Source organism: Microvirga splendida, from assembly GCF_016427565.1.
Classification (GTDB): Bacteria; Pseudomonadota; Alphaproteobacteria; order Rhizobiales; family Beijerinckiaceae; genus Microvirga; species Microvirga splendida.
Map to the genome: position 1 here is coordinate 138704 of NZ_JAELXT010000010.1, position 12964 is coordinate 151667.

9 protein-coding genes are annotated in these 12964 nt (G+C 55.0%); 4 read left to right on the forward strand and 5 right to left on the reverse strand.

Annotation, left to right across the window (positions count from 1 at the left end; all coding sequences use genetic code 11):
- The first annotated feature begins 84 nt into the window (after nucleotides 1–84).
- Together JAO75_RS12205 and pncA are read left to right on the forward strand one after the other, a co-directional pair.
- Nucleotides 85–1167 carry a BMP family ABC transporter substrate-binding protein gene (locus tag JAO75_RS12205; protein ID WP_199049416.1) on the forward strand — a complete coding sequence of 361 codons (1083 nt, stop codon included), beginning with the start codon at nucleotides 85–87 and terminating at the stop codon, nucleotides 1165–1167.
- A 96-nt stretch (nucleotides 1168–1263) separates the two neighbouring features.
- On the forward strand, nucleotides 1264–1902 hold the full coding sequence (gene pncA, locus JAO75_RS12210) for a bifunctional nicotinamidase/pyrazinamidase (protein WP_199049417.1): 639 nt from the start codon (nucleotides 1264–1266) through the stop codon (nucleotides 1900–1902).
- Between the two features lie 11 nt (nucleotides 1903–1913).
- On the opposite strand, the gene rimO is transcribed toward pncA, so the two are convergent.
- From rimO to JAO75_RS12230, 4 genes are all read right to left on the reverse strand, one after another.
- Nucleotides 1914–3230 (reverse strand): 30S ribosomal protein S12 methylthiotransferase RimO, encoded by a 1317-nt coding sequence (gene rimO, locus JAO75_RS12215; protein ID WP_199049418.1) that lies wholly within the window; start codon nucleotides 3228–3230, stop codon nucleotides 1914–1916.
- A 676-nt stretch (nucleotides 3231–3906) separates the two neighbouring features.
- Nucleotides 3907–5595, reverse strand: coding sequence for a GNAT family N-acetyltransferase (locus tag JAO75_RS12220; protein ID WP_199049419.1), 1689 nt, complete (start codon nucleotides 5593–5595; stop codon nucleotides 3907–3909).
- A gap of 19 nt (nucleotides 5596–5614) precedes the next feature.
- Nucleotides 5615–6688, reverse strand: a complete 1074-nt coding sequence (locus tag JAO75_RS12225; protein ID WP_199049420.1) for a polysaccharide deacetylase family protein — start codon at nucleotides 6686–6688, stop codon at nucleotides 5615–5617.
- Nucleotides 6689–6832: 144 nt separating this feature from the next.
- Nucleotides 6833–7801, reverse strand: a complete 969-nt coding sequence (locus JAO75_RS12230; RefSeq protein ID WP_199049421.1) for a D-glucuronyl C5-epimerase family protein — start codon at nucleotides 7799–7801, stop codon at nucleotides 6833–6835.
- 378 nt (nucleotides 7802–8179) lie between these two features.
- On the opposite strand from JAO75_RS12230, the gene JAO75_RS12235 reads away from it, so the two are divergent.
- Complete coding sequence (locus tag JAO75_RS12235; RefSeq protein WP_199049422.1) at nucleotides 8180–9349, forward strand: glycosyltransferase family 4 protein; 1170 nt, start codon at nucleotides 8180–8182, stop codon at nucleotides 9347–9349.
- 99 nt (nucleotides 9350–9448) lie between these two features.
- A complete protein-coding gene (gene asnB, locus JAO75_RS12240; RefSeq protein ID WP_199049423.1) occupies nucleotides 9449–11401 on the forward strand; it encodes an asparagine synthase (glutamine-hydrolyzing) in 1953 nt (650 codons plus the stop codon).
- A gap of 69 nt (nucleotides 11402–11470) precedes the next feature.
- Here the strand turns inward: asnB and JAO75_RS12245 are convergent, their stop codons facing one another.
- The gene (locus JAO75_RS12245) at nucleotides 11471–12544 is read right to left on the reverse strand and encodes a glycosyltransferase family 4 protein (protein ID WP_343234603.1); all 1074 of its coding nucleotides are present in this window, start codon (nucleotides 12542–12544) and stop codon (nucleotides 11471–11473) included.
- Between the last annotated feature and the right edge of the window lie 420 nt (nucleotides 12545–12964).

The window sequence follows — 12964 nt, forward strand, 5'->3', positions numbered from 1 at the left end:
ACGAAAGTGTAGGCAGAGGAATTCTTGCCAGAAGCCTCCAGACCTGCGACGGAATGTTGGAAATCTAACCTCGAGGGAACGAGCATGTTTTCAGGTAAAGTCTTCGGAGCCTTGGCGGGGGCAGCAGTCCTGGCTCTGTCGGCCGGCGGTGCAGTTGCGCAGCCCAAGGACAAGATCAAGGTCGGCTTCATCTATGTGGGCCCGGTCGGCGACCACGGCTGGAGCTACCAGCACGACCAGGGCCGCCAGGCCATCGAAAAGGCATTTCCGGGCAAGGTCACGACCACGTTCGTGGAGAGCGTGCCGGAGGCCGATTCCGAGCGCGCCATCGAGCAGCTGGCCCGCACCGGCCACGACCTGATCTTCACGACCTCCTTCGGCTTCATGGAGCCGACCCTGAAGGTCGCCAAGAAGTACCCGAACATCAAGTTCGAGCACGCCACCGGCTTCAAGCGCGCCCCGAATCTCGCCACCTACGCGGCAAAGTTCCATGAGGGCCGCTACATCATCGGCCAGATTGCCGGCAAGATGACCAAGACGGACACCATCGGCTACGTCGGCGCCTTCCCGATCCCGGAAGTCATTGCCGGCATCAACGCCTTCTATCTGGGCGCGCAGTCGGTGAACCCCGACGTCAAGATCAAGATCGTGTTCGCCAACACCTGGTACGACCCGGCGAAGGAAGGCGATGCAGCCAAGGCGCTCCTCGATCAGGGCGTCGACGTGCTGGCCCAGCACACCGACAGCCCGGCTCCGATCCAGGCCGCCGAGGCCCGCGGCAAGTTCGGCTTCGGCCAGGCCTCCGACATGGAGCGTTTTGCCCCGAAGGCCCAGCTGACCGCCATCGTCGACAACTGGTCCGACTACTACGTCGCCCGCACGAAGGCAGTCCTCGACGGCACCTGGAAGTCGGAAGACACCTGGGGCGGCCTGGACTCCAAGATGGTCGTGATGACGCCCTACAAGAACATGCCGGACGACGTGAAGAAGCTGGCTGAGGAGACCGAGGCGGCCATCCGTTCCGGGAAGCTCAACCCCTTCAAGTGCCCGATCATCGGCCAGGACGGCAAGGAGATCGAGTGCAAGGGCAACGGCGCCCTCTCGGACGAGCAGGTGCTCGGCATGAACTTCTACGTGAAGGGCATCGAGGACAAGATCCCGCAGTAAGCCCGCGGATTTCGACGGAACGGGGCAGCCGGGAGACCGGCTGCCCTTTTCGTTTCAGCCTCTATATCGACGGGCAGGCATGGAGAGGAGAGCCGAATGACGATCAGGCCGGGCGATGACGATGTTCTCATCGTCGTGGACGTTCAGTACGATTTCCTCCCCGGGGGAGCACTCGCGGTGCCCGACGGCGATGCGGTCATCCGGCCCATCAACCGCCTTGCCAAGGCTTTCCGCCATGTGGTGCTGACACAGGACTGGCACCCGAAAGGCCACGCCTCCTTTGCCTCGACCCACCCGGCCAAGCAGCCCTTCGAGATGATCGATCTGCATTATGGCCCTCAGGTGCTGTGGCCCGACCATTGCGTGCAGGGCACACCCGGCGCCGAGATTTCGAGCGACCTGGATATCTCTCACGCACAACTCGTCATTCGCAAAGGCTACAACGCGGGCGTCGACAGCTATTCGGGCTTCAGGGAGGCCGACCGGCAGACCTCGACCGGCCTTGAAGGTTACCTGAAGGAACGCGGTTTCCGCCGGGTCTTCTGCGCCGGGCTGGCCCTCGACTTCTGCGTCGCCTGGACAGCGCTCGACGCAGCTTCAGCCGGGTTCGAGACCTATGTGATCGAGGATGCCTCACGGGCCATCGACACGAACGGATCGCTTGCGACGGCCCAGAATGACATGAGCGCCGCCGGTGTTCGGGTCATCGGCAGCGCTCAGATTGAAGGTGCTTGAGGGCAGGGCGGTCAGGCCACCGTCCCGTGCAGGTCGTACTCGTCCGAGCTCTCAATCGTCACATTGACGATCTCGCCTGCCTTCAGCGGCTGGCGCGAAGCCACGTAGACGACGCCGTCGATCTCCGGGGCATCGTATTTCGTGCGGCCGGTTGCGACCGTGGCGCCGGTCTCGTCGATGATGACGGGAAGCGTCTTGCCGACCTTGCTCTTGAGGATCCTGGCGCTGATCTTCTGCTGCGTCTGCATGAAGCGGTGCCAGCGCTCCTCCTTCACCTCGGGCGGAACGGCGCCGGCGATGTCGTTGGCTGGCGCGCCCTGGACGGGCTCGTACTGGAAGCAGCCGGCCCGGTCGATCTTGGCGTCCTTGAGCCATTGCATGAGGAAGTCTACATCCTCCTCCGTCTCGCCGGGGAAGCCGACGATGAAGGTCGAACGGATCGCCAAGTCCGGGCAGATCTCACGCCATTTGTGGATGCGCTCCAGGGTCTTCTCCTGGTTGCCCGGCCGGCGCATGGACTTCAGCACCTTGGGCGACGCATGCTGGAACGGGATGTCGAGGTACGGAAGGATCTTGCCCTCGGCCATCAGCGGGATGACCTCATCCACATGCGGGTAGGGATAGACATAGTGCATGCGCACCCACATGCCGAGGTCGCCCAACTCCCTGGCCAATTCGAAGAAGCGGGTGCGGACCTCCCGGTCCTTCCACAAGCTCGGCTGGTATTTGATGTCGAGGCCGTAGGCGCTGGTATCCTGCGAGATTACCAGAAGCTCCTTGACCCCGGCCTTCGCGAGCTTCTCGGCCTCGCGCAGCACGTCGCCGATGGGTCGGCTGACGAGATCGCCGCGCAATTTCGGGATGATGCAGAAGGAGCAGCGGTTGTTGCAGCCTTCGGAAATCTTCAGGTAGGCATAATGGCGCGGCGTCAGCTTCACACCCTGGGGCGGCACGAGGTCCACGAAAGGATCATGGGCCGGCGGCACGGCCTGATGAACGGCCGAGACAACGGACTCGTAGGCCTGAGGCCCTGTGATCGCGAGCACGTTCGGGAACTGGTCCCGGATCTGCTCGGGCTCGGCGCCCATGCAGCCGGTGACGATCACCTTGCCGTTCTCGGCCATGGCCTCGCCGATGGCCTCCAGGGACTCGGCCTTGGCGCTGTCGAGAAAGCCGCAGGTGTTGACGATCACCACATCGGCCCCGTCATGCTCCTTGGTCAGCTGGTAACCTTGAGCGCGAAGCTGGGTGATGATGCGCTCCGAATCGACCAGGGCCTTCGGGCAGCCCAGGGACACGAACGAGACTTTAGGCGCGGGAGCATTCATCCGCCAAATCCACCTAATCTAAACGAAACTGACATCTGTGAGGCGCCGGCTTAAGACCGCATCGATACGAACTCTGGCCAGGAAACCTGTCGATCGAGGGCAGGAACACCTGGCACGCCCGGCGGCTTCACGCGCAGACCTGCTGGATTTGTCGTCTCGACCTGATCCAACGCCTCGCGCAGGCATCCCAGAGCAATGGGAACGCAGGACTTAAGACGCGTGTGTGCCTTTACAACATGAGGCCCGGCTTTACAACGTCCGCTTTGCCGCGGACCTTGGTACCCTTGCGTCGACCTTGGCCAATCACAGATGACTATGTTCTGAATAGGTCGATCCGTCATAGACTGAATCTCGGCCTTGTCGCCGCAGAGACCTAGTCAATCCGAGTTTCGTTTTCTACGGGCCCGGAGTGAACGGATCTTCAGTCGCCTGATCAAGGTCACGCCTGGGCTCACTTCTTGTACTATAAAATCGGGGCTTTCCGTGCCCGCGGAGCAACGGTATGGCGGAGGTCTTCGTGCGCACGATCAAGCGCGATTACGTCCACGTGAGTTCATCGCCCCACATCAACCGAGATGACCCGTCCAATCTTTCGGGAGTAAGAGCACGCCGCAGTGCCACGCGTCACCCTGGATGTCCCCGATAGTGCCTAGTACCGCCTCTACTAACAGGCTGATCAAGCAACCAAGCGGCTGGATGCGGCTGTGGTGCGATTGATTCCGCTCAAAAGGTCGGCATGGCTTGGGAAGCGCGGACCAATCGTTTCGGCCTCGACCAAGACTTTTTCGATCCCTGGAATCTTTGCAGCGTCACCAATTCGTTGGGAGAGTGAGGCTCTCATCAAATCCTGCCTGTGGGCCCCTGGATGGATGTAGCTGTCCCAAAGCAAACATGTGTTGGGAAGAAGCTCGACGACGCTACCTGGATTTGAACTGTCACCTTTTCCAGGTTGCCGCAGCCAGGCGCAGTACATCAGCATACCATTTTCTGAGTATGTATAGCTACGGTCCCCAGCCTCAAGCCGCCTCCAAGCATAATCAAGAAAAGCTCTTCTACTTAGATCCTGCTTTCGCAAGGGCCTGTAAAGCAGAAGGTCGGAGATTGAATTCACTTGAAAGACCGTCTCCGGGGAGCCGGATGTGACGGTAGCGAGATCAATCTCATAGTATTTTTTATATTTGCGAGGGCGCAGCAGTGACAAGCGGTTCGCGACATTTCCGAGATAAATGACTGGGTCGAAAAGAACGTCCCTCACTTTCAAGGCTGTGGATCTGCTCTTGCCGTTCAGACACCGCTTCAGCACGTTCAGAAAAACCGCTTTTCCCATTTCCCGAAAGTGGGCGAAGCGGTGAAACTGGACGCTCAGCACATATACTGGGTCGGTGTGATCGGCCATCTCATCCTTATAACTGTCACCACCCGATGTTAGATCGAGTTGCTGAAGACCACAGTTCCCAAGATACTGCCCAAGTAGCAGGATGAGCATTCTCCCGGGCGAGCTTTCCCCATAGAATGGTGAGTAGCCGAATACACCAAGTGATACAAAGCCATGGCTAATAGGGCCGATATTCGCTGCAATAGGCACATCGTCCAGCATCAGAACCGAAGCATGTGTTAAGCCGGGCTTGTCCAACAGCCGCAGTGTAAATTCCCTTTTTCGTGGATCATCCCGAAATGGGGCAGTGGGACTTATGGCTCCCTGGCGAAGATCGTAGAAGTCCGCCACAGTGTCGATAAGCCGTTCAAGTTCCGCCCGGGATTGAATATGAACGAATGATAGCGTCCCATTGCGCTTAAGACGATTGATGCGGTTTCGATTGCCTCTCTTTTTCAAAGATCTCTCGACACTGCTATCAACGCCGAGCACCAAGTATGGACGCCTATATTCCTGCAATATTGAGGAGTGTCTCCAGCGGCGTCCGGGAGAACGCCAGCCTTGTGGGACATTCGCCGGTAAGTACCTCAACTTAAGTCTTTGCCGTGGATACTGCTCCTTCAAAAGGTCCAAAGCTCTTTCGATAAAGTCGTCAGAACTGGACTCGGAGGCAATCCAAACCTGATACTCGGCCTGGTGAGCGCCAACATGGACTATTTGGTTTGTGCTAAGTTCAACAGCCAGTGGCAGAAGACCAGTCAAACGACCTTTGTCGTCCCGCTGGAACAAGAGCAAAACGTCATAAAGATCCTTATAGACGCTGTACCAAGCATCAGCGAATTCCCAAGCTTGAAAACTTGTCGCCCACGGACAAACAGCCGCCAAATCGATCCACTCGCTTTGAAATGCCGGATCCTCCAATAGTTTCTCCGCAGCAATCCCCCTAGAGAGTTTGACGCTCATTGTTGTGGCAGGGAAAAATTGCTCCATGGGATCCCCTCCGCTGTTATTATGCAGAGACTGGCTTTCTCAATGGCAGATAGCTACGCACCAGATGACTGAAGCGTGCGACGCCATTTAACTTGGCAATGAAGCGAAGCATGTTGTCGTTCCGCCCAATGTATATGCGTGGGATGCTCATGAGCCTGTTGCGGATCATCGGCAACGCTATCGGTCCAGGCTCCAAGCTGAACGCCACAGGCATTCCGCTCTGTCTCACGATCGCTTCGTGAACGTGCGAGTAGTCTCGTGCAGAACCGTTTGGATACGCAAAGGCGAGGGGCGCCGCTCCAAGCCTCGAAGTCAACTCGTTGATCGAATGAATGATCTCCTCATCTGCTTCGGTGGGGGATACTTGCGTCAGGATCGGATGAGAGCAAGTATGAGCCCCGAACTCGACGCCCTGACGTGCGAGAACCTGAACGTCAGACCAATCCAGATAAAGGCGACGGAATGTGTCCTGAGGCGCGGGCGGTACATCCAGCGCAGCCGCAAGCTCGCTCATGGCTTGGTCCCGACCCGCTGCAGGAAGACGCTTTCGTTTCTCCACCCAAGCAACGGTAGCGCTATCCCGCTCTCCTTCTGTGCCGAGACTTGTCCAGCCGATCAGCGGAACCGCGGCACTGTATCTGGGAGTTTGCTGAAAACAATAAGCTGCAAAATCCCATATGAACGGCCGCCCCGCTCCAATGTATTCAGTTGCCAGGAAGATTGCAGCAGGAAGTCCACGATCGCGCATGATGGGCCAAGCGACCTCCGCATTGTCGCGGTATCCATCGTCAAATGTGATGAGGACAGGGCAGGGCGGGAGCTGGCGATCTTCGTCCAGCCATGCAACGAGGTCACGCAAAGAGATCGGATTGTAGTGAGCCTTCAAGTAGTCCATCTGCCTGACGAAGGCTTCCCTGGTTGCACTATATGTCGGTTTGAAACCTTGAAATCCATTGTCGTCAGGGTGTTCAACCCGATGATAGCAAAGGACGGTCAATTGCGCCTCACGGATCGACCTAAGCCATCCCGCCGGAATGTCTTTCTTATGCTGCGACTTGAGCGAGGGTGCGTGCCTGACCGTAAACGTGCTCATGCGGTTACATGTTTGCTAGAGGCGAAGCGCAACGTTGAGTACCAGATCTTCACCAAGCGCGCTGCAACGCTAAATGGGTTGCAAACTTGGATCGCATCCGAGCACCGGTGAAAGATGAGGAGAGGGAAACACATGCGCACCGGTTTACGCCATCTCTTCATTATCGACGTCGACAAGCTTCTGCTTTATTTTGACTAGAACGGCATGAGATTTACGCATCGGAGACGCGCTATAGGTTGCCCAGCGATGTGCAGTTCGCGCAAATATCGCGCTGTGCTTCGGGAACGTATCTGCTAAGGCTTGGAGCTGCGCGACGTGCAGGTCATGATAGAAGGGGCTCGCCAGCCGCCCTCCCAGATCGTATTGAGACCAATAGCCCGTATCATAATCAGGCAATCGCTTTGAAAGAGCTGTCAGGGTGGCATCCAGTGGCTGGGAACTTCTTTCGTTAGGAAAAGCCAATTGGAAATCCTTAAGGCCCATTAAGCTGAAAATCCATCCATTCAAGACGGCTGGCATTTTGCTCGTGGGGTATTCCTCGAGGATGAGTCCATCGGCTTCGTAACGCGCAACGCCAATGCTGGAGCGTTCATCGGCCATCTCGTCTCTGGCACGATATGCCGGTGTGCGATAGCGAGTGTCACCTGTCGCAAGATAGGCTCTCGACAGAACAGAAACTCCTTGTCCTTGCGCCATTGAGGAGTAGGGACTCACAGCGCCCCGTCCAAGCATGTCCCAACATCGCCAACCGCCATTATCATCAATATGATCAGCGCCCCAATTGGCAATGGTCAAAAACCTGTTGCGCTCCGATTCGTCCTCACGTCCTGACAGAAGCCAGAGGTCCCAGTGAGCCAAGCCTTTTTGAAATACGGTGATCGGGAAACTGAAAAGATTGCCGCGGTCGGTTTGAACGATCGGAATTCCATGATTGTCACACAGCCCCTGCCAACGAGACTTCCCGGTGAGATCGTTGAAATAGCCTTCAAGCTGGTTTGGACGGTAGATGCGGCCGCGGCCCTGAGGAACGTGGTGTTGCGAGCTTCCCGCCGCATAGCGAGCCCATTTCCGCAACCTGAAATAATAGCGTCTTGCCAGATCGAGCCTCTCCATCCCGTACCGCCGTTCTTCGCTGTTCGTGACGCTGACTCAAGATCTCTTGTATCATCACGTCTGCAGATAAGCCCGCCGCGATCGGAGATGAGAAGGAAATCATTGATAATCGCGGCGTAAGGGCCGTGAATGCCCAGCAAGGTTAAAATCTAGCAAATTGTACGATGACAGCGAACGTATTTTCAGAGGTCATGAGAAAGAAATGACCGCTCATGCTGGGTAATCCGGTATGGCTATACACAAATCGATTGCGCTCGACTGTTAACGTGGCAGAATTTATCACTGAGAGTAAAACTTTTTGTCGAAACTCAGAGCCGCCAAGGCGTTCACTGGCTATCGACTTGACGCGGAACGTCATTTTAGCAGAGCTGAGCGGTGATGGTCGACATGCACGTCACTTTAGTTGGATCCCACCCACTGCCGGACGAGCCGAGCCAGGGGGGCGTTCAAAGAGTCGTGCAGGTACTGCGCCGTGGATTAGCAGAAAGACTGCGCGTTTCCCTCGTCGTACCAGATTCCTCCCGAAGTCTTAGACATGTCGACGCTTCTGGGGAGATTATCTATCTGAAGATTCCTGCCTGTCCCCGCATTCTTACATATTGGTCTTGGTGTTCCCGGGCCACCTACCGCGCAGTCGAGCGCTTTTCTCCCGACATCGTACATGTGCAAGACTTGGCTGGTTTCTCTCTACTCTGGCCAAGATATCATGGAAAACGGAGCCGGCCATGGATATTCACTCCGCATGGCGTCAATGACAGAGAGGTGGCCTTCAAAGCAGACACCGATATGGCGCGCCGAATGACCGCCTCTCTTCGATCATCCTTTCTGAGATCGGTCGAGAGAATATCGCGGGGACGCTTTGATATCTCAATTGTTATCAACTCCTACCTGTTCGATGCGATGCCAGATCTGACAAAAATGCACAACAGACTGATACCAAACCCAGTCGACGAAGTTTTTTTGACCTCATCTGATGATAGTTGCAACCGGACAGAAGGTTACAATCTGCTTTATGTAGGTGAGGTCAGCGCCCGCAAGAATGTCTTGGCGCTTGTGCGAATGATGAGCGAAATAGTACGTCGGGGCGTAGACGCCCATCTCCATATTGTCGGTCCATTTGCCGAGGACCAGTACCTAAAAACGTGCTTAGGTGCGGTCGAAGACATGAATCTGAACTCCTTCATCACTTTTCACGGCAATGCCTGCCCCCAGGATCTAGTGTGGTGGATGGACAAGTCGGACGTGCTAGTGCTTGCATCTAAGCAGGAAACAGCTCCTATGGTCGTCGCCGAAGCTCATTGTAGAGGTCTTGCGGTCGCCGTGCCTCACGCTTTTGGTCTTGTGTCGATGGTCTCGGAGGGCAAAGACGGAGTCTTTCTGAGCGGACAAGATCTTAGTGAAGATGCATCACGGGTCCTGAACCTGCTAACTTCTGGCTTAGACCGCGAAGCCATACGCCGAGATGCTGCCCGCAAGTACAAACTCGAGCATGTCATCGATAGCACCATTGATGTTTACCAACAGGCTCTGAGAACTCGCCAAACTTAACGGCATCACAGAATGTGCTGTTGGTCGGTAGAAGCTCGCACTCGCTGATTTCCATAGAGTGTGACGTAGGAAGTGCCGACAACTGGGTAGGAGCCGTCGATGTGTGGAATTGCTGGGTATCTTGGCCACTTCGAAAAGGCGGATCTCAACCGGATGAGTTCTCGGATCGCGCACCGCGGTCCCGACGGTGCTGGAATGTGGTGCTCATCGGATCAGCAAGTAGGATTATCTCACAGACGCCTGTCGATCATCGACCTGTCAAATGCTGCCAGTCAGCCTATGGCCGACGAGACTGGCCAAATTGTCCTGATCTACAACGGAGAGCTTTACAACTATCGCGAGCTTCAGCAGCAGTTAGAGTATCTAGGTTTTCACTTCAAGACACGATCCGACACGGAGGTGCTTCTCAAGATGTATCTCTGGAAGGGGGTTGAGATGCTGAATTCCTTGAACGGTATTTTCGCCTTCGCAATCTGGGACAACCGTTCGAAGACTCTGTTCGTTGCGCGTGATGGCGTCGGCGTCAAACCACTTTACTATACAACCACCTCTCGAGGTCTCTTATTCTCGAGTGAGATGAAGTCTTTCCTCGACCTTCCAGATGTAGATTGGACAGTGAATCCTACCGCTTTGCAAAATTACATGACCTATCATTGGAGCCCGGGCGAAACGACTATGGCCGGAAGCATAAGGAAACTTCTTCCCGGTCACGCATTCTTGGCGCGCGATGATCAAATCGTGAAGCTTTGGTCGTACTACGACCTGCCGTATGCATCACCGCCGCAAGATATGAGCAGTCAAGACGCGATCATGATGGTTCATGAGAGTGTCAGGGCGGCGGTTGAGCGGCAGATGGTAGCGGATGTTCCGGTTGGCGCGTTCCTCTCCGGCGGCCTTGACTCTAGCTCCGTGGTCGCATTCGCCAAAGAAAGCGCAAAGGACAGCAATCTTCCTTGCTTTACTATTCGCTTTACCCGACCTGGTGCAAGAGATGAGGGAATGGAAGACGATCTTCCCTATGCACACCGTGTTGCCCGCCATATCGGTGTTGATGTTGAGGAAGTTCCTGTTGGCCCTGAAAGCCTGAGGCTTTTGCCGGAACTCATATATATGATGGATGAGCCGCAAGCCGACGTAGCGCCTATTAACGCCTACCTCATCAGCGCGGCCGCCAAGCAACTAGGAATCAAGGTTCTTTTGTCGGGAATGGGAGGCGACGATATTTTCACAGGGTACCGGCGGCACTACGCTCTGTCGCAAGAGCGTCGATGGAGTTGGTTGCCGCAAGCGGCGCGACAGGCTGCGTCGGAACTGGCTAGCCGCATACCTGTTCGCAATCCCATGGCACGGAAGATACGGAAGGCGTTTTCGTATGCACATCTTCCTGAGGATGAACGGATTGCAAGCTATTTCTTTTGGGAGCAGCCAAGCGCTATTTCCTCATTGCTTGCTCCCGGTTGGGGTATGAACCCTGAAGGAAAGGGAGTGGGAACTCCCTTGTTAGATGCCATAGAGCAATTGCCTGAATCGACTGAGCCAATCAACCGGATGCTCTATCTCGACGGCAAATTTTTCGTGCCAGATCACAATTTAAACTTCTTTGATAAGGTCTCGATGGCATGTGGAGTGGAATGCCGAGTTCCGCTCCTCGACACTGAACTTATCAAAGTCGCGACCTCTCTGCCTACAAAGTACAAACAGGTCGGGCGTGAAGGTAAGTGGGTCTTCAAACGGGCTATGGAGCAGCATCTTCCGCGAGAAGCAATCTACCGACCCAAAACAGGATTTGGAATGCCTCTGAGAGCTTGGATGCAGGAAGAACTCTATGATCTTCAGGAGGAGCTTCTCTCGGTACGATCACTGCAAAATCGGGGATACTTTAACGTCAAAGCGGTCCAAGGCCTTCGTGCAGCAACGCGGCGAGGAAGTGTAGATGGTACTTACACTTTGCTTGCAATCATCTGCATCGAGTTGTGGAGTCGAATCTTCTTGGATAAATCGCTAACGTTTTCAAACGATACTACACAGTCGTCAATTTTAGCCGAGGTGTGAAGAAGGGCATTTCAGCCCACATGCGCTCCTATAAGACGATATAAATACTGTATTTGCGCGGACTCTCGCTCAAGCTTCCTGTCTTTGCGTCTGAGCTTCGTAGTGGTGGTTCGCTTGAGACATGACGAGTTGGTAGACGCCTAACAGACGGGACGTTGTGGTTGCCTCTGACATTATCTTGGCTCGCTCAGCTCCATTCGAGCGCACTTCCATACAAAGAACGTCAACAAGAGCGCTTCCGATTGCAGCAACTTCGGCAGGTACAATTCGCGAAGGAGACACCCCATCCAATAGCATCCTCACATCGCCAACATCTACTGAGATGACTGGAAGTTCGCATGCCATTGCCTCTTTAACTACGGTGGGAGATCCCTCCCAATCGCTCGTAAGCAGGAGACAGTCACATGCATTCATGATGAGTGGAATCCTCTCTGGGTCCACTTTACTGACGGCAACCAATTCAACGTCGCTGATTTCTCGCCGTACATAATCGACAGCACTTTCAGCTAAGGACAAGCGCTTGCCCGAAGGGCGGCCGCTCAAATTGAAGAATATGAACTTCTTTGTCTTACTCCATCCTAGCTTACTGCGTGCCTCATCACGTGAGATGGGATAGAAGGATGATAAGTTGACGCCGTCGAAAATGATCGACGACGGTCGGACCGGCAGCCAGATCCTGCTTCTGATCTCTTCGCTGACACAGATGATGTGCTGTGCGCGCACAGCCGCTATTTGTGAAAAGAGGCGTGCAAATAGACTCCGAATATAGCTGGTGTCGCTGGTGGGGTTGATATCGCTCCCGCGAAAGCTGACGACAAGCGGGCAAGTTGTCGTGGCTGCAGCAAATAAGGCCGTTACTGTGCCGTAATGAGCATGCACAATGTCAGGTTCAAATTCGCGAACGGCGCTGCGAAAGCGTCTAGATTCTCGGGCTAGGGTGCGCAACGAAGTGCGAGAAGATAGGAAGAAAATGCGGACCTCAACTCCGCTCTGCGCAATAGCCGCCATTTGTCGTCGCGCGAAGACCATACTACTCGGATCGTCGGCCTCACCCGGAATTATTGCGAGGACCCTCATCTTCGGGAGTGTCTGGGTTGCACCAGGTGCGTGAACATTCAATCTTGCTTTGCTGTATGGTGACATAGCTTCTTGCCATATACTATCTTGTTCTAGCGGTAGTTCTTGGCGATATGCCTTTAAAAAGTCTTTTCTCAAATTCTGGTGAAATAGGCCCAGTTAATCAATTATCATTAATTATGCGTAGAGTGATAATCTCGGCTTTCTGGATCATTGCTCTATTTCGGGCTAATTCATTTTATTCGCATTCATGCTTTTGAGAAGTCTTCATTGGTAGCATTGCTGGTTTTGATAGAGTTTGAGACTGTAAGGTCGGTTGAGCCCTTCTTCGCCAAGCTCAAGACGCTTCTGCACGAAGCGAGCGCACTCTAGAGAGAGGCCTTAAAACTCCACTATCGTGTTAGTGGCAGAACTGTACCCGCGGTATCGGAGTGCGCCTGAGTTCCGTAGGTGAGGTCAATGTCTTTGTACTGGACGGCGATGGTC

Excerpts from the sequence above, each read along its gene's own strand:
- JAO75_RS12245 (WP_343234603.1), bottom strand. The coding sequence starts at position 12,544 with ATGTCACCATACAGCAAAGCAAGATTGAATGTTCACGCACCTGGTGCA.
- JAO75_RS12220 (WP_199049419.1), bottom strand. The coding sequence starts at position 5,595 with ATGGAGCAATTTTTCCCTGCCACAACAATGAGCGTCAAACTCTCTAGG.
- asnB (WP_199049423.1), top strand. The coding sequence starts at position 9,449 with ATGTGTGGAATTGCTGGGTATCTTGGCCACTTCGAAAAGGCGGATCTC.
- JAO75_RS12235 (WP_199049422.1), top strand. The coding sequence starts at position 8,180 with ATGGTCGACATGCACGTCACTTTAGTTGGATCCCACCCACTGCCGGAC.
- JAO75_RS12230 (WP_199049421.1), bottom strand. The coding sequence starts at position 7,801 with ATGGAGAGGCTCGATCTGGCAAGACGCTATTATTTCAGGTTGCGGAAA.
- rimO (WP_199049418.1), bottom strand. The coding sequence starts at position 3,230 with ATGAATGCTCCCGCGCCTAAAGTCTCGTTCGTGTCCCTGGGCTGCCCG.
- JAO75_RS12225 (WP_199049420.1), bottom strand. The coding sequence starts at position 6,688 with ATGAGCACGTTTACGGTCAGGCACGCACCCTCGCTCAAGTCGCAGCAT.
- JAO75_RS12205 (WP_199049416.1), top strand. The coding sequence starts at position 85 with ATGTTTTCAGGTAAAGTCTTCGGAGCCTTGGCGGGGGCAGCAGTCCTG.
- pncA (WP_199049417.1), top strand. The coding sequence starts at position 1,264 with ATGACGATCAGGCCGGGCGATGACGATGTTCTCATCGTCGTGGACGTT.